At 32.4% G+C, this 22,859-nt stretch carries 24 protein-coding genes, 1 tRNA gene and 1 pseudogene; 15 read left to right on the forward strand and 11 right to left on the reverse strand.

Going from position 1 to position 22,859, the window contains the following annotated elements:
- Window positions 1–59: 59 nt before the first annotated feature.
- Complete coding sequence (locus tag ACW9XH_RS01160; RefSeq protein WP_457758813.1) at window positions 60–1,004, forward strand: CxxC-x17-CxxC domain-containing protein; 945 nt, start codon at window positions 60–62, stop codon at window positions 1,002–1,004.
- Window positions 1,005–1,151: 147 nt separating this feature from the next.
- Here the strand turns inward: ACW9XH_RS01160 and ACW9XH_RS01165 are convergent, their stop codons facing one another.
- Together ACW9XH_RS01165 and ACW9XH_RS01170 are read right to left on the reverse strand one after the other, a co-directional pair.
- Window positions 1,152–1,433, reverse strand: a complete 282-nt coding sequence (locus ACW9XH_RS01165; protein WP_457758814.1) for a hypothetical protein — start codon at window positions 1,431–1,433, stop codon at window positions 1,152–1,154.
- Window positions 1,430–2,542 (reverse strand): tryptophan--tRNA ligase, encoded by a 1,113-nt coding sequence (locus ACW9XH_RS01170; RefSeq protein WP_457758815.1) that lies wholly within the window; start codon window positions 2,540–2,542, stop codon window positions 1,430–1,432. The genes ACW9XH_RS01165 and ACW9XH_RS01170 overlap by 4 nt, the downstream gene beginning before the upstream one ends.
- A gap of 51 nt (window positions 2,543–2,593) precedes the next feature.
- Between ACW9XH_RS01170 and pheS the strand changes: the two genes are divergently transcribed.
- From pheS to ACW9XH_RS01195, 5 genes are all read left to right on the forward strand, one after another.
- Entirely contained in the window at window positions 2,594–3,982 is a 1,389-nt protein-coding gene (gene pheS / locus ACW9XH_RS01175; protein ID WP_457758816.1) for a phenylalanine--tRNA ligase subunit alpha, read from the forward strand.
- Complete coding sequence (pheT, locus tag ACW9XH_RS01180) at window positions 3,973–5,613, forward strand: phenylalanine--tRNA ligase subunit beta (protein ID WP_457758817.1); 1,641 nt, start codon at window positions 3,973–3,975, stop codon at window positions 5,611–5,613. The genes pheS and pheT overlap by 10 nt, the downstream gene beginning before the upstream one ends.
- A 290-nt stretch (window positions 5,614–5,903) precedes the next feature.
- Window positions 5,904–6,323: an EVE domain-containing protein gene (locus tag ACW9XH_RS01185; protein ID WP_457758818.1), complete on the forward strand. Its 420-nt coding sequence runs from the start codon at window positions 5,904–5,906 to the stop codon at window positions 6,321–6,323.
- A gap of 43 nt (window positions 6,324–6,366) precedes the next feature.
- Window positions 6,367–6,606 carry an Lrp/AsnC ligand binding domain-containing protein gene (locus tag ACW9XH_RS01190; protein ID WP_014963852.1) on the forward strand — a complete coding sequence of 80 codons (240 nt, stop codon included), beginning with the start codon at window positions 6,367–6,369 and terminating at the stop codon, window positions 6,604–6,606.
- 18 nt (window positions 6,607–6,624) lie between these two features.
- Entirely contained in the window at window positions 6,625–7,194 is a 570-nt protein-coding gene (locus ACW9XH_RS01195) for a hypothetical protein (protein WP_457758819.1), read from the forward strand.
- An 11-nt stretch (window positions 7,195–7,205) separates the two neighbouring features.
- On the opposite strand, the gene ACW9XH_RS01200 is transcribed toward ACW9XH_RS01195, so the two are convergent.
- Entirely contained in the window at window positions 7,206–7,838 is a 633-nt protein-coding gene (locus ACW9XH_RS01200) for a hypothetical protein (RefSeq protein ID WP_457758820.1), read from the reverse strand.
- Between the two features lie 155 nt (window positions 7,839–7,993).
- Here ACW9XH_RS01200 and ACW9XH_RS01205 point away from each other — a divergent pair, with 155 nt between their 5' ends.
- Window positions 7,994–10,261, forward strand: coding sequence for an aconitate hydratase (locus ACW9XH_RS01205; protein WP_457758821.1), 2,268 nt, complete (start codon window positions 7,994–7,996; stop codon window positions 10,259–10,261).
- A 12-nt stretch (window positions 10,262–10,273) separates the two neighbouring features.
- Here ACW9XH_RS01205 and ACW9XH_RS01210 read toward each other — a convergent pair.
- A tRNA-Trp gene (locus ACW9XH_RS01210) sits at window positions 10,274–10,347 on the reverse strand.
- Window positions 10,348–10,423: 76 nt separating this feature from the next.
- On the opposite strand from ACW9XH_RS01210, the gene ACW9XH_RS01215 reads away from it, so the two are divergent.
- The 5 genes and pseudogenes from ACW9XH_RS01215 to ACW9XH_RS01235 all read left to right on the forward strand — a co-directional run.
- On the forward strand, window positions 10,424–10,957 hold the full coding sequence (locus ACW9XH_RS01215) for a hypothetical protein (RefSeq protein WP_457758822.1): 534 nt from the start codon (window positions 10,424–10,426) through the stop codon (window positions 10,955–10,957).
- A gap of 30 nt (window positions 10,958–10,987) precedes the next feature.
- Window positions 10,988–11,956 carry a pyridoxal 5'-phosphate synthase lyase subunit PdxS gene (gene pdxS, locus ACW9XH_RS01220; RefSeq protein WP_457758823.1) on the forward strand — a complete coding sequence of 323 codons (969 nt, stop codon included), beginning with the start codon at window positions 10,988–10,990 and terminating at the stop codon, window positions 11,954–11,956.
- Entirely contained in the window at window positions 11,953–12,570 is a 618-nt protein-coding gene (pdxT, locus tag ACW9XH_RS01225) for a pyridoxal 5'-phosphate synthase glutaminase subunit PdxT (RefSeq protein ID WP_457758824.1), read from the forward strand. Before pdxS ends, pdxT begins: the two co-directional genes overlap by 4 nt.
- 96 nt (window positions 12,571–12,666) lie before the next feature.
- The gene (locus tag ACW9XH_RS01230) at window positions 12,667–13,851 is read left to right on the forward strand and encodes a hypothetical protein (protein ID WP_457758825.1); all 1,185 of its coding nucleotides are present in this window, start codon (window positions 12,667–12,669) and stop codon (window positions 13,849–13,851) included.
- A 422-nt stretch (window positions 13,852–14,273) separates the two neighbouring features.
- Window positions 14,274–14,540: pseudogene (locus ACW9XH_RS01235) on the forward strand (peptidase); the annotation flags it as partial.
- Window positions 14,541–14,546: 6 nt separating this feature from the next.
- Here the strand turns inward: ACW9XH_RS01235 and ACW9XH_RS01240 are convergent.
- The 3 genes from ACW9XH_RS01240 to ACW9XH_RS01250 all read right to left on the reverse strand — a co-directional run bounded on the left by ACW9XH_RS01240 (window position 14,547) and on the right by ACW9XH_RS01250 (window position 18,035).
- On the reverse strand, window positions 14,547–16,865 hold the full coding sequence (locus ACW9XH_RS01240; RefSeq protein WP_457758826.1) for a valine--tRNA ligase: 2,319 nt from the start codon (window positions 16,863–16,865) through the stop codon (window positions 14,547–14,549).
- A 6-nt stretch (window positions 16,866–16,871) separates the two neighbouring features.
- Window positions 16,872–17,687 (reverse strand): 6-pyruvoyl trahydropterin synthase family protein, encoded by an 816-nt coding sequence (locus ACW9XH_RS01245; RefSeq protein WP_457758827.1) that lies wholly within the window; start codon window positions 17,685–17,687, stop codon window positions 16,872–16,874.
- Between the two features lie 69 nt (window positions 17,688–17,756).
- On the reverse strand, window positions 17,757–18,035 hold the full coding sequence (locus tag ACW9XH_RS01250; RefSeq protein WP_457758828.1) for a 4a-hydroxytetrahydrobiopterin dehydratase: 279 nt from the start codon (window positions 18,033–18,035) through the stop codon (window positions 17,757–17,759).
- 73 nt (window positions 18,036–18,108) lie between these two features.
- On the opposite strand from ACW9XH_RS01250, the gene ACW9XH_RS01255 reads away from it, so the two are divergent.
- Entirely contained in the window at window positions 18,109–18,864 is a 756-nt protein-coding gene (locus tag ACW9XH_RS01255) for an asparagine synthase C-terminal domain-containing protein (protein ID WP_457759085.1), read from the forward strand.
- Window positions 18,865–18,907: 43 nt separating this feature from the next.
- Here the strand turns inward: ACW9XH_RS01255 and ACW9XH_RS01260 are convergent, their stop codons facing one another.
- Window positions 18,908–19,192 carry a hypothetical protein gene (locus ACW9XH_RS01260; RefSeq protein ID WP_457758829.1) on the reverse strand — a complete coding sequence of 95 codons (285 nt, stop codon included), beginning with the start codon at window positions 19,190–19,192 and terminating at the stop codon, window positions 18,908–18,910.
- Window positions 19,193–19,301: 109 nt separating this feature from the next.
- Between ACW9XH_RS01260 and ACW9XH_RS01265 the strand changes: the two genes are divergently transcribed.
- Window positions 19,302–19,718: a universal stress protein gene (locus ACW9XH_RS01265; protein WP_457758830.1), complete on the forward strand. Its 417-nt coding sequence runs from the start codon at window positions 19,302–19,304 to the stop codon at window positions 19,716–19,718.
- Between the two features lie 4 nt (window positions 19,719–19,722).
- Complete coding sequence (locus ACW9XH_RS01270; RefSeq protein ID WP_457759086.1) at window positions 19,723–20,589, forward strand: CBS domain-containing protein; 867 nt, start codon at window positions 19,723–19,725, stop codon at window positions 20,587–20,589.
- Between the two features lie 9 nt (window positions 20,590–20,598).
- Here ACW9XH_RS01270 and purB read toward each other — a convergent pair whose 3' ends face one another.
- The 3 genes from purB to ACW9XH_RS01285 all read right to left on the reverse strand — a co-directional run bounded on the left by purB (window position 20,599) and on the right by ACW9XH_RS01285 (window position 22,814).
- The gene (purB, locus tag ACW9XH_RS01275) at window positions 20,599–21,960 is read right to left on the reverse strand and encodes an adenylosuccinate lyase (protein WP_457758831.1); all 1,362 of its coding nucleotides are present in this window, start codon (window positions 21,958–21,960) and stop codon (window positions 20,599–20,601) included.
- 162 nt (window positions 21,961–22,122) lie between these two features.
- The gene (locus ACW9XH_RS01280) at window positions 22,123–22,344 is read right to left on the reverse strand and encodes a hypothetical protein (protein WP_457758832.1); all 222 of its coding nucleotides are present in this window, start codon (window positions 22,342–22,344) and stop codon (window positions 22,123–22,125) included.
- A gap of 8 nt (window positions 22,345–22,352) precedes the next feature.
- Window positions 22,353–22,814 (reverse strand): CBS domain-containing protein, encoded by a 462-nt coding sequence (locus tag ACW9XH_RS01285; protein WP_457758833.1) that lies wholly within the window; start codon window positions 22,812–22,814, stop codon window positions 22,353–22,355.
- Window positions 22,815–22,859 lie beyond the last annotated feature (45 nt).

Raw genomic sequence — 22,859 nt, forward strand, 5'->3', positions numbered from 1 at the left:
TTCTAGGCATAGATTTTAGCTCTAAGTATCTATAACCTATAGTTCTAATTTTCTATAATATGGATCTCTACAAATCAAAATATTCTGATGGAAAAACAGATGGAAGAAATTCAAGACGAGAAAATAATGCATCTCGCTCTTTTAGAAATTCTGGAGATACTAGAGGTTCACGAGATGATAGTAGAAATGAATCTACAACTGTAACTTGTTCTGATTGTGGTACTGAATGCACAGTTCCATTTGTTCCAAGAACTAACAAACCTGTTTACTGCAGTGATTGTTTCAGACAAAACAAACCAGAAGATTCAGGAAATGATAGATATTCCAGAGATAGAGGTTCACGAGATGATAGAGGTTCACGAGATGATAGAGGTTCACGAGATGATAGAGGTTCACGATATTCCAGAGATAGAGGTTCACGAGATGATAGTAGAAATGAATCTACAACTGTAACTTGTTCTGATTGTGGTACTGAATGCACAGTTCCATTTGTTCCAAGATTTAACAAACCTGTTTACTGCAGTGATTGTTTCAGACAAAACAAACCAGAAGATTCAGGAAATGATAGATATTCCAGAGATGATAGAGGTTCACGATCATCTTCTAGACCCGAATCCAGCAGAGATAATTCTAGATCTAAAAAACCACGAAATGATAAATTTTTAAGAAAACAAGAGAGATTCTATTCTAATGGTTCAGATAAATTTTATGAAACCATCAAAGAAAAATTATATGAAATCTTAGGTGGAAAAATTTGTTCTAATTGTGGTTTTAATGATGAAAGAGCCTTGGGAATTAGTCCGATATCTGAAAATGTAACTTCTGATAATTCTGGACGTGGAGGTGACGCTGCATCTTGGGGAAAATATATCTCAGCACCAGATCTTGCTAGAGAAGAATTAAAGGTATTTTGTTTAAATTGTAATGAAATTCGAGAACCTGTTACACCAAAACGAGATGAATCCAGATCAAGTTCAAAAAAGAGCAAACATTTCCCTAGATGATTAATAGAATCATCTTTGAGAATTTGTTAACACTTTAATTATAATTATTTTAAAATTAATTCATGAATGGGGATTTCAAAGCATTAGGGGTTTCTCTAATTGTTATTGTCGGAATTATTACCGCATATGCTGTATTTGGTCTATAAATTATTCTTTGACTATTTCTACAACATGTTCGATAATTCTAGTTGAAATTAACGTATGTTCTTTATCTAACACTGATTGTATAAAATCTGCAAAACTCTCTACATTTTCTTCGTCTTTGAGTAAAACACTGTGAGCAGATTTATCTTTTAATGAAATTACTAATTCATTTTTGACAATATTTAGAATCCTTGTAATGTATGTCTCTTTACTATCTTTTATGAAAATAAAACTAGCTAGTTTTTGAGCCTCGTATTTGTCATCACATGTTATGGTTATTTTCATTTGTTCTCAAAAAGAAATTGCTCTATCTGGTTTTTTGCTTTTTCTCTATTTCCTTGATGAATTGCAAGAAACTTGTTAATTTTTTCAATTAAAATTGCTTTTAATTCACCTGAAAGTAATTTGCCCGATTTATAATCTTCATAAATTGTTTTTAATTTAACATCATCTGGTTCAAAAAATATTCTTAGATACTGATAAGATACATCGATATCTGGATTTCCGCCAAGTTTCCTATGTTGTTCAATATCTGGTTGTCCTCCCGAAAATGCATGTTTGTTTATTTTCTTTTTTACTTCATTTGGAGAATCTGTTGTGTAAATTGTACCTTTTTCATCCGATGCTGACATTTTTCCTCCTGGTCCTTCTAAACCTGGAATCATGATGTTGTGAATTAAAGCTGGTTTTTGTTTTCCAATTTTTGGTGCAATATCTCTTGTTAATCTAAAGTGAGGATCTTGATCAACTCCTAATGGAATCAACACCGGTTTGTCTTCAATAAAACATGGAGCTGATTGTAACGATGTATAGAATATCATTCCGATATTTGTTTCATTTGTAAAACCAAACGTTGCTTTTGTATTGGAAAAATTAATTTTTTTTGCTACTTGAGCTGCAATTGGATACAGTGTTTGAATATTTTTTGTATTGATGATGATTTTCGTTTTTTCTGGGTTGAAACCTAATGCGATAAAATCCAATGCATTCTCATACGCAAATTTTTTTGTTTCTTCTAAAGTCAGATTAGGTTTTGAATAAAATTTTTCATCATCAGTAAGTTGAAAATACATGTTAACATCAAATTTGTCTTGTAACCATTTTGCAAACATCCATGGTACTAAATGTCCAATATGTGTATGACCTGAAGGACCTCTTCCCGTATATAGAAAAAATTTGTTGCCTTTCTCATATTCGTCAAGTATCCTAGTTAGTTCTCTATGTGAGAAGAAAATACCTCGTCTGAGCATAAAATGGTCCTCACCTGTGATTTTCTTGATTCTCTCGAGTAATTCTGATGAAATTTTTTCAGTTCCAAATTGCTTGATTAATTTATCATAGTCAATGTCACCCTCTACATGCCAAGGAGTTACAATAAAGTCATCAGCTGACATTCATCTTGACTTAGGTTAAGGTTTAAAAAGTCTTTTTCGAATTCTTTGCTGTTGTCGCAAGTTTTTCATGAAATTGAAAAAAAAATTATTACCTCTTTAAGAGATAATCCAAAACAATCTCCTGAATCACTCGAGAAATCTACACAACTTTCACCTGATCAAATTAGACGAGGCATTGAATGGCTTAAATTAAAAAATCTAGCAATTGTCACTGAATCCAAATCTAGTATTGTAAGTTTAGGGAAAAACGGTCTTGACTCTTTTGCAAAAGGATTGCCTGAAAGAAGATTATTGGATTTACTAAAAAATGGGCCTAGGAAATTATCTGATTTACAAAAAGAATTAGGTTTTGTATTTGGGCCTTCTATGGGTCTAGCTAGAAAAAATAATTGGATTAAAGTTGAACTTGATGAAATTTCTATACAGAATCCTCCTTCAGAACTTCCAGGAGAAAAAACTCTCAAACTTATTGGAAATGAAAAATTATCTAAAGATAAAATTGATGGTGATGATTTATCTGGACTTTTAAAAAAACCTGATTTCATTATTGAGGATATTATTAAAGCAAAAGAAATTTCATTATCTGATTTAGCAAAATCGATTAAAATTTCAGATTCTATTGGTAGTATTGATGTTGAAGCTGATGTTCCAGAAGTTTTTGTTGCAAGAACTCATCCTTTAAAAGACACTATTGATGAAATTCGTGAAATATTTGTCACACTTGGTTTTTCAGAGATTCTTGGTAATATGACTCAATCAAGCTTTTGGAATTTTGATGCTTTGTTTACTCCACAAGATCATCCTGCAAGAGAATTGCAAGATACATTTTATCTAGATGGAATAAATGCTAAAAAAATTGGAACATCTGAACAAATTAGAAAAGTTTCTGAATCTCATAAAAAAAATTGGCGATACCAGTGGGATATTAATGAAGCAAGAAAAATGGTTCTTAGAACCCACACCACTTGTGTAACAATCAAGCATTTAGCAGAAAACAAACCTGATGAGGCACGAATATTCTCTTTAGGTCGTGTATTTCGAAATGAAAAAGTCAGTTACAAACATTTGGTCGAATTTAATCAAATTGAAGGTATCGTTGTTGGGAAAGACGCTTCATTGAGAAATTTAATGGGAATTCAACGCGAATTTTACAAACGAATTGGAATTACTAAAATAAAATTCTGGCCCACATTTTTCCCCTACACTGAACCTTCTCTTCAAACTATGGTTTACAATGAAAAATTAGGAAAATGGATTGAATTATTTGGAATGGGTATTTTTAGACCCGAAGTAACTAAACCTCTTGGTATTACTCAACCTGTTTTAGCTTGGGGTGGAGGTATTGAACGAATTGCTATGTTAAAGTATGATCTGGGTGATGTAAGAGAATTTTATAACAATGATCTTGGTTGGTTAAGGAGTGCAACAAAATGCCAGTAATTGAATTATCTTATTCTCGTCTTCAAAAATTAATTGGAAAAGTAACAAAAAAACAAATTTCTGATTCATTACCTTATCTTGGATTGGATATTGAATCAGAAGATAAAGATCTTGTAAGGGTTGAATATAGTCCAAACAGACCTGATTACTCTACTGATTATGGAATTGCACTTGGTATGCAAGGATTACTTGGGATTAAAACTGGCATAGTGAAACTCAATATAAAAAAATCTAACAATTACCCAATCACAGTTAATTCTTCGGTAACAAAGATCAGACCTTTTGTAACCGGAATTATTGCAAAAAATGGAAAAATTGATGATAAAACAATTAAACAATTAATGACCATGCAGGAAGACCTTCATTTTGGAATAGGAAGAAAAAGAAAAAAATCGTCAATTGGAATACATGATTTAGATAAAATTTTGTTTCCACTAGTTTATACTACAACATCTAGAAATCATAAATTCATTCCATTAAGCTCTGAAAAAGAGACAACTATTTTGGAAATATTGGAAAACACTGATGTCGGAAAAGATTACGGTTATTTACTTGGACAATCTTCTCAAGTGCCTATAATTTTAGATAAAAATCAAAATACTGTGTCTTTTCCTCCTATAATTAACGCTGCAGTGACCACAGTTACTGCAAAAACCAAAAATCTCTTTGTTGAGGTAACTGGAATTAACAAAGAAGATGCTGAAGATATGCTTGCAGTTGTAGCAACCATTTTACAAAGTTCTGGTTTTATTTTAGAATCAGTAAAAATAACCGGTGCAAAAAATTCTTCACCTAAATTAGAACAAAGAAAAATGTCTGTCAGTACTTCATTAATCAATCAGATTTTGGGTCTAAATCTTAATTCTTCTAAAATCGTTTCATCTCTAAAAAAATCTCGCTTAGATGCAATATCTAAGGGAACTAATATCATTTGCACAATACCTGCATATAGATTTGATATTTTTGGACCTTTAGATTTAGTTGAAGAAGTTGCTTTGGGATACGGAATCCAAAATCTTGAACCTGTATTGTCCCCTTCCCAAACTATAGGAAAAACAAATTCTGTTTCATTAAAACTAAAATCTCTGGATCAAACGATGATTGGATTAGGATTTCTTGAAGCTTTGAATTCTAGTTTAACCAGTAAACGAGTATTATATGATATGACAAACAGAGATTCATCAAAGATTATTTCTGTACTTGATTCAAAAAGCAGAGAGCATACTATTTTACGCGATTCTATTCTTCCAGGTTTATTGGAAAATCTTTCAAAAAATATTCATGAATCGTATCCTCAAAAAATGTTTGAAACTGGAACTGTTTTTGCTACAGAAAACCCTATATCTGAAAAAATTAATTTTTCATGTATCAGTGCACATAAAGATGCAAATTTTACTGAAATAAAATCCATTATTCAATCTGCATTAAATATTGGATTTGGAATTAAAGTAGAAACAAAAACAGCAACTAATTCTACATTTGAAGATGGTCATTGTGCATTAATTATTCTAAACAATATCCCCATTGGAATTATTGGAAAAATTGATACAAAGATTATTGAAAATTATAAGATTCGTGTTCCTGTAGTGGGATTTGAGATCTCTTTGTCTGATTCTATTCTTAAAAATTAAAACTAATTTATTCAAAAACTATTTTTCGTAATTATTCCTTCAATGGTTTTTAGTAGGAGTAATTCTATTACAAATCGCCCAAGAGCAAGCATGCAGACGGATTAGGATGAGTCGATCGTAATGATACCAGTGATTTCTAATTCACCCAGGCGTGCTACATTATGGGCAACCCCGGTTTCAGAACGCGAGGAGGCGTATGGCTATGACCAATGATTTGGTGCGAGTCAGAACCGGGGAACATCTCTTTTTTCAAAAACCATTAAACACCGATAAAAATATGAAAAAATGAAATGGTGAATTATTGGTTAGCAAAACAAGAGCCCAGCGGGCCGCGAGGATATAATTTTGAACATCTAAAAAAAGAAAAAACAACTGTCTGGGATGGCGTTCATAATAATTTAGCATTAAAACATATGCGAGAAATGAAACCTGGCGATCTTGTATTTTTTTATCATACGGGAGATGAAAGACAAGCTGTAGGAATTATGCAAGTAACTTCAAAACCTTATTCCAATCCTAAAGAAGATGTAGAGCGATTTATTGTTGTTGATGTAAAATACAAAAAAACATTGAAACGTCCTGTGACTCTTGATGAAATGAAAAAAGAGAAAAAATTCAAAGATTGGGAATTAATAAGAATTTCAAGGTTATCTGTAATGCCTGTGCCAAAGCCAATTTGGGATGATATTGTAAAGATGTCTCAAAACTAACAATAATCGGTTTATTGATATAGTCGATTTATCTAATTTCTGTATGGCAACAGCTTATGTTTTAATAAACTGTGAATTGGGTTCTGAGGAAGCTATTATACAGCAACTAAAGGGCTTAGAAGGTGTAAAAGAAGTTCATGGAACTTTTGGTGCATATGATATTTTGGCCAAGATCGAATCTGACACTGTTGAAAAACTTAGAGAAACAATAACCTGGAAAATCAGGAAAATTGAAAAGATTCGCTCAACTCTTACCTTGATGGGTATTGAAGGTCAAACATAAACACCTTTTTTTCTTATTATGATTCTACATTTTATTTTTGTAGTACCTGAAGAGGATCGAGAGAAACGACAATTTGAATTTGAATATGTAAAAAAAATGGGCAAATTTTATCAGGTTTGGCTAAAACAAAAATTTGGCAAAGATTATGAAATTCAATGTGATGAAATGATAACAACTCCTAGAAGCATTCTTCAACGTCTTGACACACATACATTAGTACGAGATCATAATCAACGAGGAAAAGACATTTACCATTTCTATCTAACTCATTTCAAACCTTGGTGGACTGATTGTACTTGCGATGGGTATCATGCAGAAAATTTTGGAATGATACATTGGCAATCTCCAAAAGAATCTGATGATTCTCTGTTTCTTGCAGAAAAAAATTGTACCACTGTCTCACATGAAATACTTCATGAAATGTTAAGAATTGCAGGACATAAAAAATTCATTCAAGATGTACATGACGTATGGACCAAACATCTCTTTGAACAGTTAGAATTTGAACAATACGATGAAGATTTTCAAAAAACTGATGGTAAGCCCATGTTTTTAACGATGGATGTTTCGCAATTTAATTTACAATAAAATATTTACAATTAACATTTGGAAACTGAATAAATATTATTTTCAAAATTTGCAGTTTTGAAATCCAATTTATTTTCAGGATCGTTGGTTCGTGACTTACTTAATGTTTCAAGTTCTATGAGAGCATCGCCTCTAAAACCTACAGAAGAGCCGTAAATTCCATCAGTTAACATGGTTCCATGGTCTCCTTTTTTAATATCATCTACCATTTCATAAAATCTTGCTGTTTCTTTTTTATTTACTGGATTTCCTGTTGCTTTGTTATATGCAATTGCTATGTACATTCCATTGTTTTTTACTGCAACAGGAATTTTATAATTTTTACCTGATGCACCTGGAATTGTATCATTAACTATAACTTCACATTTATGATACATGCTTGATACATATGCATAGAATCTATACTGTGCATATTTTCCTGCAGAATCTTCTGCACATCCAACAAAAACTTTGTGTAATAATTCTAAAGCATCATCATTCATACTTTGTAATCTGTCATCTATTCTTCCTCTCTCAAGTAGCTCTGACTTGCATTCTTTTGCAACTAAAACTAAAATGAAATCAGGTAAATTATAATTTTTAAGTGCTGCAACAAATGCGCCTGCTTGTGACATCCCAAACTTTGGAAATCCTTTATTGACCATAATTATGTCTCCATTTAGAAAATTTACTGCTACCTAACACTGTATTAAAAAGCACTATTTGGCTTATAATTGTTGAGGATTTACATGCCTATTAAAACAATTTATTGAATTTTTCAATTGCAAATATTAAATTCGGGATTAATTTATCAAATTTTATGGAAATTGATACTACTGCCGAACTTGTTTCTGGCGTTTATTTAAAATTAAACGACAATATTATGAAATATAGAAATCTGGTTGGAAGACCATTAACCCTTTCTGAAAAAATCTTATCTGGACATTTAAATAAAATTGATGATACGGTTTTTACTGGCGGAAAAGATTACGTTTTTTTGAAACCTGACAGAGTTGCATTACAAGATGTTACAGGCCAAATGGTTATGCTCCAATTTATGCAAGCGGGATTAAAACAAACATCTTTGCCTACAACCGTACATTGTGATCATCTCATTCGAGCAGAAGTTCAAGGTGATATTGACATGAAAGTTTCGCTTGATGAAAATAGTGAAGTTTTTAAATTTTTACAATCAGCATGTGCAAAACATGGATGTGGTTTTTGGAAACCTGGTGCCGGAATCATTCATCAAGTTGTACTTGAAAACTATGCATTCCCAGGTGGATTGATGATTGGCACTGATTCCCATACTCCAAACGCGGGAGGCCTTGGAATGATTGCCATTGGTGTAGGGGGATTAGATGCAGCTGAAACAATGGCAGGTCTCCCATGGGAATTACTTTATCCTAAAAAAATTGGTGTAAAGTTAACCGGAGAACTAAGTGGATGGACTGCTCCTAAAGATATCATATTGAAAGTTGCTGATGAATTAACAGTGTCTGGCGGTACAAATGCAATCGTGGAATATTTTGGACCTGGAACAAAATCTATCAGTTGTACAGGTAAGGCTACTATTGCTAACATGGGAGCTGAAATAGGAGCGACTTGTTCAATATTCCCATATGATGAAAGAATGGAAACTTATCTAAAATATACAAATAGAGAAGCAATTGCTCAATTAGCAAATCAAAATAAAGAATCACTTGTTGCAGATGTTGAGATAGAAGCAAATCCTGAAAAGTTTTTTGATAGGGTAATTGAAATTAATCTTTCAACCTTAGAACCTCATATTGTTGGACCGCATACTCCTGATTTAGCAAGAACCATAACGGAATTATCGAATGATGTAAAATCTAAAGACTACACTGATCCAATTTCTGTTGCATTGATTGGTAGTTGCACAAATTCTTCTTACGAGGACATGTCAAGAGCCGCAAGTTTGGCCGAGCAAGCAATATCTAAAGGAATTAAATCTAAGATTCCTCTTTTGGTGACTCCTGGTTCAGAACAAATTCGTGGTACTATCGAACGTGATGGACAAATGGCTTCTCTAAAAGACATAGGTGCAACTGTTTTAGCAAATGCATGTGGTCCCTGTATTGGTCAATGGAATAGACCTGAACTAGAAAAGGATCAACAAAATACTATTGTTACTACATTTAACAGAAATTTTCCAGGTAGAAATGATGGACGTAGAAATACTCTTAATTTTATTGGTAGCCCTGAAATGATTATTGCTTTAGCATTGGGCGGTAGACTTTCTTTTAATCCATTAAAGGATGATCTAATTGCATCTGATGGAACTAAGTTTAAACTTGAAGCTCCCAAACCTGCACCCGAAGTTCCCAAAGAAGGTTTTATGCGACCTGAAGGAATTTTTATTGCACCTCCTGAAAATTCTGATGATGTTAAAGTTCTAATTGATTCCAACAGTAAAAGACTACAACTTTTAGAACCATTTTCTAAATGGGATGGTAAAGATTTTGAAAGTATTCCAATTATGGTAAAGGCTAAAGGTAAATGCACCACTGATCATATTTCCCCTGCAGGAGCATGGCTTTCTTTACGGGGACACTTGGATAATCTCAGTGATAACATGCTTTTGGGTGCAGTCAATGCATTTAATGATCAAGTTGGTCAGGGCAAGAATATTCTAAATAACAAACAAGAATCTTTTTCACAAATTGCCAGACAATACAAAGAAAATCAAATGAGATGGGTGATTATTGGTGATAATAATTATGGTGAAGGAAGTAGCAGAGAACATGCGGCAATGACTCCTCGATTTTTGGGGTGTGCAGCAGTTATCACAAAAAGTTTAGCAAGAATTCATGAAACAAATTTGAAAAAGCAAGGTATCTTGGCATTGACATTTAGTAATCCTGATGATTATGAAAAAATCCTTGAAGATGATAGGATTAGCTTAATTGAATTAAATGATTTAGCACCAGACAAACAAGTTAAATGTATAATTTCTCATTCTGATGGAAGCAAAGATGAAATTTTACTAAACCATTCATACAATAAATCCCAAATTGAATGGTTCAAGTCCGGATCTGCACTAAATGTTTTGAGAAACAATCAATAGAGTTTTTTAAAGTGGGCCCGATCGGATTTGAACCGACGATCGATGGTTTTGGAGACCATCGCCCTACCAGGCTAGGCTACGAACCCACAAGAATCAAAATATTTTGCTTGAATTTTAACTATTACTAAGATTTATTTGCAAATTGACAGTATCAGCAGTGAAATGGTAAAACCAATTTACATTATATTGGGTGCTATTCCAGTTATTGCAGCTCTTTTACTTTCTACGCCATTATTGTTAAAAAATGAAATTCCTACATCGGCTGCTAATTACACCGATAATATTGAAATTGAATATACTAAACATCAGTTAAAAAAAATTTCTAATGGTGTAACTGAACGAATTGGAGCACAAAAAACTGAAATTCTTTATATCAAAAATAACGGTGAAATAAAGTATTCTGTAACTGATCAAGGCTATCTTAAACCAGATGTTCGCTCAAAACTAGATGAAAACAAACTTAACAAAATTAAAGCTCTGATTAAAGAGACTGGTTTTATTGCAATTCCATCCGAGTCTTTTAAAATTATGGATGATGTAACTGAATATCAAAAATCAAATGTTAAAGTTACACTCAACGGACGTGTTAATCAAATTCATTGGCCCCAACAAAATGTTACTGAGGATTTTATTCCGCCAATAATTACTATGGTTGAATCTGAGTTAGATTTGATTATGTCTAAATTTAGTGAATAGATACAAATAGTGATAAGGAAAAATTAACACATGCTTCCCTTATCTGGTGAACGACTTGATGCTAAAGGAATAGTTTCAGATAAAATAAATTCAATTGATACTTTGCGTGGATCATCCACTGTTAAACGTGGATTTGCTCATATGCTTAAAAATGGAGTTGTAATGGATGTTACAACTGTAGAACAAGCTCAAATTGCTGAAGAAGCTGGGGCCGTTTCTGTAATGGTATTAGATAAACTTCCTTCAGAAGTCAGAAAAGCTGGTGGTGTTGCACGAACTGCAAGTATTAGAATTATTGAAGAAATTATGGACTCTGTAACAATTCCTGTTATGGCTAAGTGTAGAATTGGACATGTCAATGAAGCATTGGTTTTACAAGAAACAGATGTTGATATGATTGATGAATCTGAAGTTTTGACACCAGCTGATGAACTTCGCCATATTTGGAAATGGGATTTTACTACTCCAGTAGTTAATGGTGCACGATCTTTGGCTGAAGCATTAAGGAGAATTGAAGAAGGTGCATCTATGATTAGAACAAAAGGAGAACCTGGAACAGGAAATGTTGCAGAAGCTATCAAACATATTAAAAAAGTAAACGATGAGTTGCGAACTATCAAATCTATTTATGATTCTGGAGATAATCAAGATTTAGTTAGAATGGCAAGGGAATTCAAAGTATCATATGATATTGTTGAACAAACAGCAAAACTTGGAAGATTGCCTGTTGTAAATTTTGCTGCAGGTGGCATTGCAACTCCTGCTGATGCAGCATATTTGATGTCTCTTGGTTGTGATGGTATTTTTGTTGGTTCTGGAATTTTTAATTCTGATGATGCAAAAGAAAGGGCAAGAGCAATAGTTTTAGCTACAACTTTTTGGAATGAACCTGATAAAGTCAAAGAGGCACAAAAAATGATTGATGAAAGACAATCTATGATTGGATTGGATGTTAACACTTTGGAATTACGTATGCAAGATCGTGGTGGCTTAGCATGAGTCTTAACGTTGGTGTACTATCAATACAAGGAGATGTTCAAGAAAACATCTTGTCAGCTAAAACTGCATTAGATGAATTAGGGATTGATGGAAAAGTAACTGACGTAAAAACCCCTGAAGAAATTTCACAATTAGATGGTTTGATTATCCCAGGTGGCGAAAGCACTACCATTGGCCAATTATCTCTAGTAAACGGTTCTTTGAAGACTGTAAAAGACAAAATACAAAATGGAATGCCTGTTCTTGGAATTTGTGCTGGTATGATAATGCTATCTAATACGGCAAATGATCGTATTATTGGTAAAACTGACCAACCTCTGTTAGATATTTTAGATATCAAGTTGGAGAGAAATTCATTTGGAAGACAGAAACAATCTTTTGAATCTGAAATTTCTATGGATTCTATTGACATTCCAAAATTTAATGGCGTATTCATCAGAGCACCATCTGTCTCTGATGTAGGTTCTGATGTGGAAGTTTTATGCAAATTTAATGATCGTATAGTGGCAGTCAAAAAAGGAAATGTAATTGGTACTGCATTTCATCCTGAACTTACTGAAGATACTTCGCTACACAAATATTTTCTAGGCCTAATTCAAAACTCAAAAAACTAATCTTAATTGGAATATAACAAAATAACATGAAAACCATTTTGAAGTTGACAAATCATGAGCAATTCTTTTTAAGCATCATGGACAGGATTTTTTAAATTGCAATTAAAGTTGGGAACATTTGGTATACTTCTATCTCTGTTATTGTTAGGATCTGTATCGTTAATTTCATTTGACTCTGCATTTGCTCAGAATTCTGATGCAAGTAAACAAGATTCAGAGGCATACAAGAAACAAAAAGAGAGAGCAGAAGAAGCAAAGAAAAAATCTGAAGAAAATAGAGAACAATCTGAGGAAAAAAGATCTAAAAGTCAAAGTGAATTAGAAGAAAAACAAAAAGATATTGAAGAAAAGAGAAAAGAATTTGATGAAAAAAGATTAGAGGATAAACAGAGATTTGAAGAGAAAAGAAAAGATCTAGAAGAAAAAAGAGTTGAAAATGAAAAGAAAATAGAAGAAAAAAGAAGGGATGTTGAAAAAAAGCGTGAAGATCTAGAATCAGACCGAGAAAAATTAAATGAAAAACTAAGTAAGCAAACTAGCAAATATGAAGAAAAATTAAAAGAACTAAAAGAAAAATATCAAAAAAAGATTGATGAACTATCTGAAAAAAATTTACAAACATTAAAAAAATCTGAAGAAAGAAAAGAACAAAAATCTGAAAAAATACAAGAGAGACTAAAGGCAAAATCTGAAAATCTAGATTCTAGAACACAAAACATTCTGGAAAAAATTGATAATGGAGATTATATGGGTAAAAAAATTGGTTCTTCTAAAACTGTAAACACGTATGAATTAGTGTTTGATTCCGTTTCAGCATCTACAATTAGTGATAAATCTGAAACAACATCCTTGAGTGGTAAGATGACATTTACAACATATGATAGTAGTAAGTCAAATCTTAAATTAGAATTAGAGTCCTGTTCTATTTCTGTTGGTACTATTCCTTATGCATGCGGATATGGAAAAGCAAGAACTACTTCATCAGGAGATTCTGGGGAAAAGGACTCACTTGTAATTATTGCATTTTTAGAAGATGATTTTACTAAAGAATTCCATTCCACGCTCAAAATTTTCTTAGCTGCTGATATTCCTATTGATCAAATTGAAAAATCCGAAGTCTCCATATTGGGACCTCAAAGCAAACTATCTCCTTTGTGGTTTCTAGACGGTACTGGCACATTAACAAAAACTGTTTCCATTCCGGATGACACCACAGATGACACCGACGGGAATGAAATTTCTGTTGAGTTATCTGAAGATATTGGTTTAAGTGGGAATTAACATTGTTCCAAAAAAACTCATTTAATTTTTTGAGTTTGTTATTACCTTTCCTTCTTTTTACATCATTCCCATTTTCATATGGTGATGTTGGAACAGTTACTGTTGATTCCTTTGATATTGATTATAATATTGAAAATGGTGTTCTTGATACAATTTTCTTAGATCCTGATTTTGTTGAATTAATTCTTACAATGGATACTTTATCTGATGGAACAGTTGAAATTACAATACCAAGATCACTGTTGGATGCAAAATTTGACACATTTGATGATGAGTTTTTTATTTTGGTTGATGGATTTGAAACAGATTATGCAGAAATAGATTCCACATCTGAATACAGAACTCTTGTAATTCCGTTTTTTGGTGGTGATTCTGTTATTGATATTATTGGAACTGATGCACTCAATCCTTTTTCTCCAGAATCTGAAATTCCATCTTGGATTAAAAATAATGCTGGTTGGTGGGCAGATGGACAAATAGATGATACTGCATTCATTCAAGGAATCCAGTATTTGATCACTGAGGGAATAATGGATATTCCTCAAACAACATCTGGTGAATCATCTGGAAATGAAATTCCATCTTGGATTAAAAATAATGCTGGTTGGTGGGCAGATGGACAAATAGATGATACTGCATTCATTCAAGGAATCCAATATTTGATTACAAATGGTATTTTACAGGTATAATTAGGCTCAATCTAACAAGTTATGCATAGATTTCAAATCTTTTTTGAATGGGTCTAGGGATTTGGGGATTTCTATTTTGATTGAATCTTTTAATGAAAGATTTTGAGATTTTTTCTCATTCCATACTCTTGAGTTAAATTCTGAAATTTCCTTTGTAAAATCACTTTGTTCTTCAATATTTTCAGATTCAACTTGTTTTTCTTTATGAATACTATCTTTTGAATACAATTCTTTCCAAAGATATTCTGTGATAAATGGAGTAATTGGTGCTAATAGTTTTAAAATTGTTGATAATGTTTTATGCAGTGTAAAAATTGCCCCGTCTCGTTCCTCATCTGAGAAATCAATTCCATAGGCTCTTCCTTTTACCATTTCAATATAATGAGCAGCAAACACATTCCATGTAAATTCTCTAATTGCAATTGCTGGAATGAAAAAATTATATTCTTTATACCCTCTTTTACATTCTTTGACTAACTTGTCTAGCTCTGATAAAATCCATTTATCTGATGCTGAAAGTTTTCCTGATTCAATCACTGGAAAACTAGACAAAAATCTTGACACATTCCATAATTTACTGAGAAATTTCTTTGTTGATTCAATTTTTTGTTCATTACATCTAAAATCATATCCATGATTAATCTCACTTGCACTCCAAAATCTAAAAGTATCTGCACCTAATTTCTCAATTACGGGTAGAGGATCTATTGCATTTCCTTTACTCTTACTCATTTTCATTCCATTTTCATCTAAACCATAACCCATAATCCAAGCTTCAGACCATGGTTTTTCTCCTGTTAGCTGTTCACATCTAAGAAGTGTATAGTATAACCATGTTCTAACAATATCTTTTGCTTGAGGTCTGATTGATGCAGGATATACTTTTTTGAAAAATTCATCATCTCTGTTAAATTTACTAATGAAAAGTGGGGATACACTAGAATCCATCCATGTGTCAAAGGTTCGTTCTTCCCCAACAAATTCTGTGGAATCACATTTAGTACAATTACCAATAGGGCATTTTTCATTCCAAGGTTTATAGTATTTTCCAGGCTCAGGAACATGTGGTTCTGAGCATTTTTTACAATACCATATTGGGATTTCAGTACCATAATATCTTCTTCTTGAAATTGGCCAGTCAATATTGATAGATTCTAGCCAATTCATTAGAATTTGCTTATGCATTGGTGGATGAAATGTAATTTCTTGTCCTAAACTTTTGATTTTTGGTACTGCCTCTTTTTGTTTTAGATAATATTCCTCCATTGGAATAATTTCGATTGGAGTTTTGCTTCTTTCTGAAACTGGCGTTCTGTGAACAATATCTTCAGTTTTTTCTAAAAATCCCTTAGTTTCCAAGTCTTCTATGATTTTTGTTCTTGCCTGTTTCGGTTTTAGTCCTGCATATTCACCTGCAACTTTAGTCATCCTTCCATCTAATCCTATTGCAACAATTTCTTCTAATTCCAATTCTCTAAATAATGCAACATCGTTTTGATCACCATAACTACACACCATTACAGCTCCTGAACCAAATTCTTGTTGAGCAGAATGATGTGTTCTTAATTCTACTTCTGCATTAGTAATTGGAACTATCACCTTTTTTCCAATATCTTGTGTATATCTTTCATCTTCAGGATTTACGATGATGGTTTTACATGCACAAAGTAGTTCAGGTCTTGTACTTGCAATAATTATTTCCTTGTCTGTATCTTTAATTTTAAATTTCATGTAAACTAGTTTTGTGGATAAATCTTCATAGATTATTTCAGCATCTGCTATAGTTGTACCTGATACCCAATCATAATTATTTGGTCTGTTTGCAAGATACACTTGTCCTTTTTTCCATAAATTAATGAATGTTGATTGAGTAAGTGTCCTATATTCCTCTGAATCTGTTCTGTAATAATTTGCAAAATCTCCGCTGAGACCTAGATTTTTCATAATGAGAATCATTTCAGCTTCCAAATCATCTAGTGCTTCTCTACATAGATTTAGAAATTCACCTCTTTCTGTTTCTCTCATTCTGATTTTGTGTTTTTTCTCGGTGTAGAGTTCTACTGGAAGTCCATTTCTATCAATTCCTATTGGGAAATAGACATTTTTGCCTGCCATTCTTGCCGTTCTTGCAATCATGTCGATTTGTGAATAATGTGCTGCGGCACCAATATGCCAAGGTCTTCCTGATGGATATGGTGGAGGTGTATCTATTGTGTAGTTGTCTTCTTGTGGTATAAAATCATAAATTTTTTCTTCATCCCATTGTTTTAGAATTTCTTTTTCTAATTCTGGGTTCCATGCTTTCTCTGATATTTTAGGTTCCATTTTTCACTATCTTGAAATATTTGAAATAATATGAGATCCTTTATTGTAACCTTCATAGATGTAAACTCCTACTGCTTCTACATTTGATGGCATTTTTGGCACCAATAGTTTGATTATTTCACTTGAAAGATTCTCTACAGTAGCTTCACCTTCTAATAGATATGTTGTATTTTTTGGAACTTGCAATTCAAACATTCCTTTTGGGCCTTCAAATTGAATTTGATAATGTGAATCATCTTCTTTCTTTAGATATTTTCTATTGATGAAAAATTTATGATCAAATACATTTACAACTTCTTTGATTATTTTTTTTGCTTCTCCGAAATCTAAAAGAAGATTGTCTTTCATTTGTCCAACAAGTTCAACCATTACAGAAGACGTATGTCCATGCAAAATTGAACATTTTTCAACTAGTGGAAGTATGTGTGCATAATCATATGAGAATGATGCATCCTCTAAAAATATAGAACCTGTTTGTGGGGTTTTATCATAAAATACAACATCTTGTAATTCTTTAATCTGTGCGACATATTTTGCATGTCCTATTGCCATCACTTTGTCTTGAGGAAAATCTTCTTTGATTTGCTTGTACTTTTCAATATCTTCATCTGTATCAATAACTTCAATCAATCCTTTCTCTGTTTTAAAATCCACTAAAACCTCATTTCCGCTCTTTAATGTTATTTTGTGATTGTATTCGTATTCTTGCTCAAGAAAAGTAAGCATCTGTGCCACTGTCAATTCAGTTCTAGTTTTTAACAAGTTTCCTTTCTTGTCGATATATCTGAAATCTGAATCTAAAATTGTAGGACTTGAAGCCATGTGAAGTCAACTGACTTTGGATATAATATAAATTCTGTAATGATTATACCTAAAATTCTTCATCTTGAACTATGTCAGGGAATTTAGAATTTTAGCCAGATTGACATCATTTTTCGTAATGCCTCCTGCATCATGAGTTGTTAATTCAATGCTGATTCTATTGTATACGTTAAACCACTCTGGATGATGATTCATTTTTTCAATTTCCATAGCCGCCCTAGTCATAAAACCAAAGGCTTGGTTGAAGCTCTCAAATTGAAATTCTTTGTGAAGTTTTTCGTTTACAACACTCCAGCCTGGTAAATTCTTTAGATGCTCATCAATATCTATTTGTGATAATCGTATCATGATGTATTAGAAATAAAGTTAAATTAAAAGATTGATTCATTACCCTTTTGAAGAATCTAAGATGTGAGAGATGATGGATGAGATAAACCAAACATTATTTGAGAATATTAAGAATTCTATTTTTGAAACTGTTAAAGAAAAAAAAATTGGAATTGCTTTTTCTGGCGGTGTTGACAGTACATTAATTTCAAAAATCTGCTCAGACATGAATTATGATATTACATTATTAACAATTGGATTTCAAGAATCTCATGATATCTTATTTGCTAAAGAAGTTAATGAATATCTAAAATATCCACATCATGTTCTGGAAATTGATTCTGATACATTTCCTGCACTTTCTTCAAAAATTAACCAAACGATACAGACTGAAAATCTTTCTTGGAATGAAAATTGTATTGCATTTTACTACGTTTCCAAACTGGCAAACAGCTTAGGTCTTAACACTGTAGTTACTGCAAATGGAATTGATGAATTATTTTGTGGTTATAATGCATATCGAGAAGCATTTTCTGGAGGGGAATCACAAATCAATGAAGTGATGGCTGCTAAATTAGATAACGAACTAAAAATGATGAAGGCTGTAAATTTAGTTGCATCTGAATTTGGAGTAAAAATACTTCAACCACTGCTATCACCAAAATTTATTGAATATGCAAAAACTATCCCTATGTCTGAAAAAATTCATAATTCTGAAGACTTGTATCGTAAGCACATTATTCGTAAATTAGCAAGTGAAGTTAATGTTCCTGAATTATCCTGCACAAAAAGAAAAAAGGCATTGCAGTATGGGACCAAAATCCACAAGTCTTTGTTAAAAACCCGATGAGTGTTCTATTTTTATCCCCAAAAAGATTCCAACCTTTGTGAGTTTAGAGTTTGTCACTAAACCTTGCTCTGAATCTATCTACTCTGTTTTGAGTCTTATATTCATCAGGATATGATTTCCTGTTGGATCTCTCTCTCATTTCTTCTTCGTGTTCTTTTCTTGCATGATGCAATCTGTCTTTTTCATGTATGAATTCTCTTCCGCATTTCTGACATTTCACTATGGTTTTGTGATGCTCGTGCCTTACGTGAACAACTAAATCTTCGTGATTTGAAAATTTTGCTTCACATTGAATACAATTATTTTTTTTACTGAATGGATTTTTCATTTCTTCTACAGGTAATCATAATATCCATTTCATAGATAATATTAGATGATCAACTCCTGTATTGAGAATCAATTCCAATCTTAATATTAGCTGATTAATGATTTTCATTATGGATCTTAATAGAATTCTAGTACCAGTTGATGGTTCAAAAAAATCTTTTCAAGCATTAGATAGGGCAATAACCCTTGCTGGATTTACACACGGACAAGTAACATGTCTACATGTAATTCCACATGTTTTAGAAGGTGGTCCAAGAACAAAGGCATTTGATAAACAAATTAAAGAAGATGGGGAGATTGTTCTAAAAAAAGCATCTAAACGTGCAGGAAACAAGAATGTAAAATTTTTTCCAAAGCTATTAAGAGGTTCTCCTAGTCATGTTACATTACATTTGGCAAAATCTGGAAAATTTGATCACATTGTTATGAGTTCAACTGGCTCTGGTTCAGCCTCAGGTGACATGATTGGAAGTGTTTCAAATTATGTCCTTCAAAAATCAAAGATTCCTGTATATCTAATCAAATGATTTGGTGATATTATTGCCAGAATTAAATTCCATATTAAAAAAACCTATCAGTACTGACAAAAATTTATCTTTGTCACATGTAATTTCTGAATTTTTAAAACATAATATTAGTAGATTAATTGTTACTGATGAAAATTCACCTATTGGAATAATCACTGAAAAAGACATTGGCTTGTTTTTATTAAATGATGAAACTGAAAAGAATCTTGATGATATCCCTGCATCTCAAATAATGAATCCGATTATATCTGTACTTGATTCTGTAGATCTCAAAACCTGTGTGGAGATAATGTTGGACAAACAAATTGGTTCACTAGGTGTCACTTCAAACAAAGATGAACTAATTGGAATTATAACAAAAACGGATATTGTCAAACATTATGCTCAAACTCATGCTGGAAAGCACAAAGTTGGTGATGTTATGACTATTTCTTATCTTTCTATGAATACTGATCATTTCCTTAGTGATGTAGTGTCTAAAATGATTAATGAAAAGATTTCTAGGGTTTTCTTAAAAAATGAAAATAATGATCCTGAAGGAATTATGACATTTCGTGATTTATTTCATATTGCATTAGAACAAGGTAACTCTGATGCTGTATTGGATAATTCTGATCAGTCAATATCTATAGTTTTTACAAGAAAGGGTTTTCTTTCAGATTCTGGTTTTGGGAATACAATAAAGGCCAAAGATGTAATGACTAAAAATTTTAAATCTGTAGACTTTGAAGATGATCTTATTGTTGCATGTGATACAATGGTTCAAAATAGAATCAATGGAGTTGGGGTTAGAATTAATGGTAAATTAGGTGGGGTTGTCAGTAAAACTGACATCTTAAAAGCAATTTACATTGATAATAATTCGGAATAAATTCATTAATTAGAGAAATTTTTGAACTGTTTTTTTTACTGATTTCTCTACGTTACTAATAATTGCAGGTGATGCACCCAAATGTTTCTCTGGTGAGAAAATTCCATCAATTTCTTTGTCTGTTAACTTTGAGGAAAATGCTTTGTCGTTTTTGATTGCATCCTTGTATAACATTCCCTTGTCATTTGCCTCAAATGCAACTCTTTGAACATCTCTGTATGCGACAAATCTTGGAATACCTTTTTTGATTAGGGCCTCTAAAACAAACTCTGCAAAGATTTGTCCTTTTGTAATGTATAGATTATCTACAATTCTTTTTTCATTTACCATCAAATTTGAAATAATTCTGGTCATAGTCTCTAACATCTCATCAACTAGGATGGATACAGTTGGAAGAATAAATCGCTCATTTGCAGAATTTGAAAGATCTCGCTCATGCCATAATGGAATATTTTCAAATGCAACTGCAACTTGACTTCTAACTAATTTTGATAATGATGATACACGTTCACTTTTAATTGGATTTCTTTTTACTGGAACTGCACTGCTTCCCATCTGTCCTTTCTTGAACTGCTCTGCAACTTCTCCAATTTCGGTTCTTTGTAAATTTCTAATCTCTATTGCAATTTTTTCTAGTGTTGCACCAATTAATGCCAACTCAAATACATATTCAGCGTATCTCTCTCTGGGGACAACTTGCGTTGTAACTTCTGCTGGGAATAACTTTAATCGCTTTGCAGCTCTTCTTTGCACTTCAAGTGATTTTGCACCCATTAGTGAGCCTGTACCGACAACTCCTAGTGTCTTACAAATCAAAATTCTTTTCTTAATCTCCTCAATTCGTTCTACATGTTTTGCCATCTCTGCTGCCCAATTTGCAAATTTTAATCCAAATGAAATGATACTTGCATGCTGACCATGGGTTCTACCAACTGCTGGAATCTTTGAATGTTTTACTGCTTTTTTTGCAAGAATTGATGCCATCTTTGCAACTTTTGGTTCGATAATTTGTAATGCATCTCTCATCTGCATCGAATTACTCGTATCAACTAAATCATTACTTGTAAGACCATAGTGAATCCAAGGCCTTGCATTTTTACTACATTTCTCACTAAGTGACTCTACTAGAGCTGCTGTATCGTGATCACTTTTTGCTTCTAACTGTTTGATTCTTTTTGCAGTTATTTTTCCAGACATTGCAGCTCTGTGAATTTCTATGCCTATGCTTTTTGAGATCATTCCTATCTCGCTTTGGGAAATGGCAGCTGCTCCCTCGATTTCCAATTGATAGTCTACTTTTTTTTGCTCACTAAAAATATCCATCATTTCTTTGGTGCCATAACGACCATTATCGATAGGTAGGATTGCCAATACTCCTAATCGTTATACATGGAAAATAAATCTACTTATGAATTCTAAACTTAATTCATTCTATCTCTTAATTGATGACAATCACAAAGACAACCTTTTTGACAATTCATTCTTTTACAATCTGAACAAACGTTTTTTTTCCAGTATGGGGCTGTATTCATACTAATATCTCTGATTTACCTTGAAAGTTCCTTTTTTTACTTGAAGGAGAATTTTGATTAAATACAATGTCCAAATTCCCATCAAAATATAATATAGTAAACTTACATCTGGCTCTTCTGTAATATTTTCTGGTTTTTCTTCTGCAGGTAGATCAAAAGGAGGCATGTATACAATTCCAAGTAAAATTGGAATTCCTAATAATACAATTATTGGCACTACCATGATATTTTCTAATTATATGGGCTGTAATTAGTGTAAATTTTTGCTACTGAATGAAAATACATGTCTCTCATATCCTCCTCTACACAAACAGATAACAAATTGACAATATCTGTCGATGTAATTATTCCAACTACCTTATCATCATCGATAACTGGTAATTTTCTTATTCCTCTTGCATGCATTAAATCTGCTGCACTTCTCACTGTTTCATCTGAATTAATTGAAAATAGAGGTGATGACATTATTTGTTTTATTGGTGTGGTTATTTGATATGCATGAGCTGCAATTTTAATTGCAAAATCTCTATCTGTAACAATTCCTACTGGTGAGTTATATTCCATTACGATAACTGCTCCAACCTTGGCATCCTCCATCATTTTTGCAGTTTCATTTACTGTTAGTGTTGCATCCACAGATATCACTGATTTGGTCATTATGTCTGAGATAGTCATTGATTTGGCATCTGTCATCTTTTGAATTTGTATTTGATTCCATATTTTATAGTCTCCTAGAAA

The sequence above is a fragment of the Candidatus Nitrosopumilus sp. bin_32a genome, from assembly GCF_054095935.1.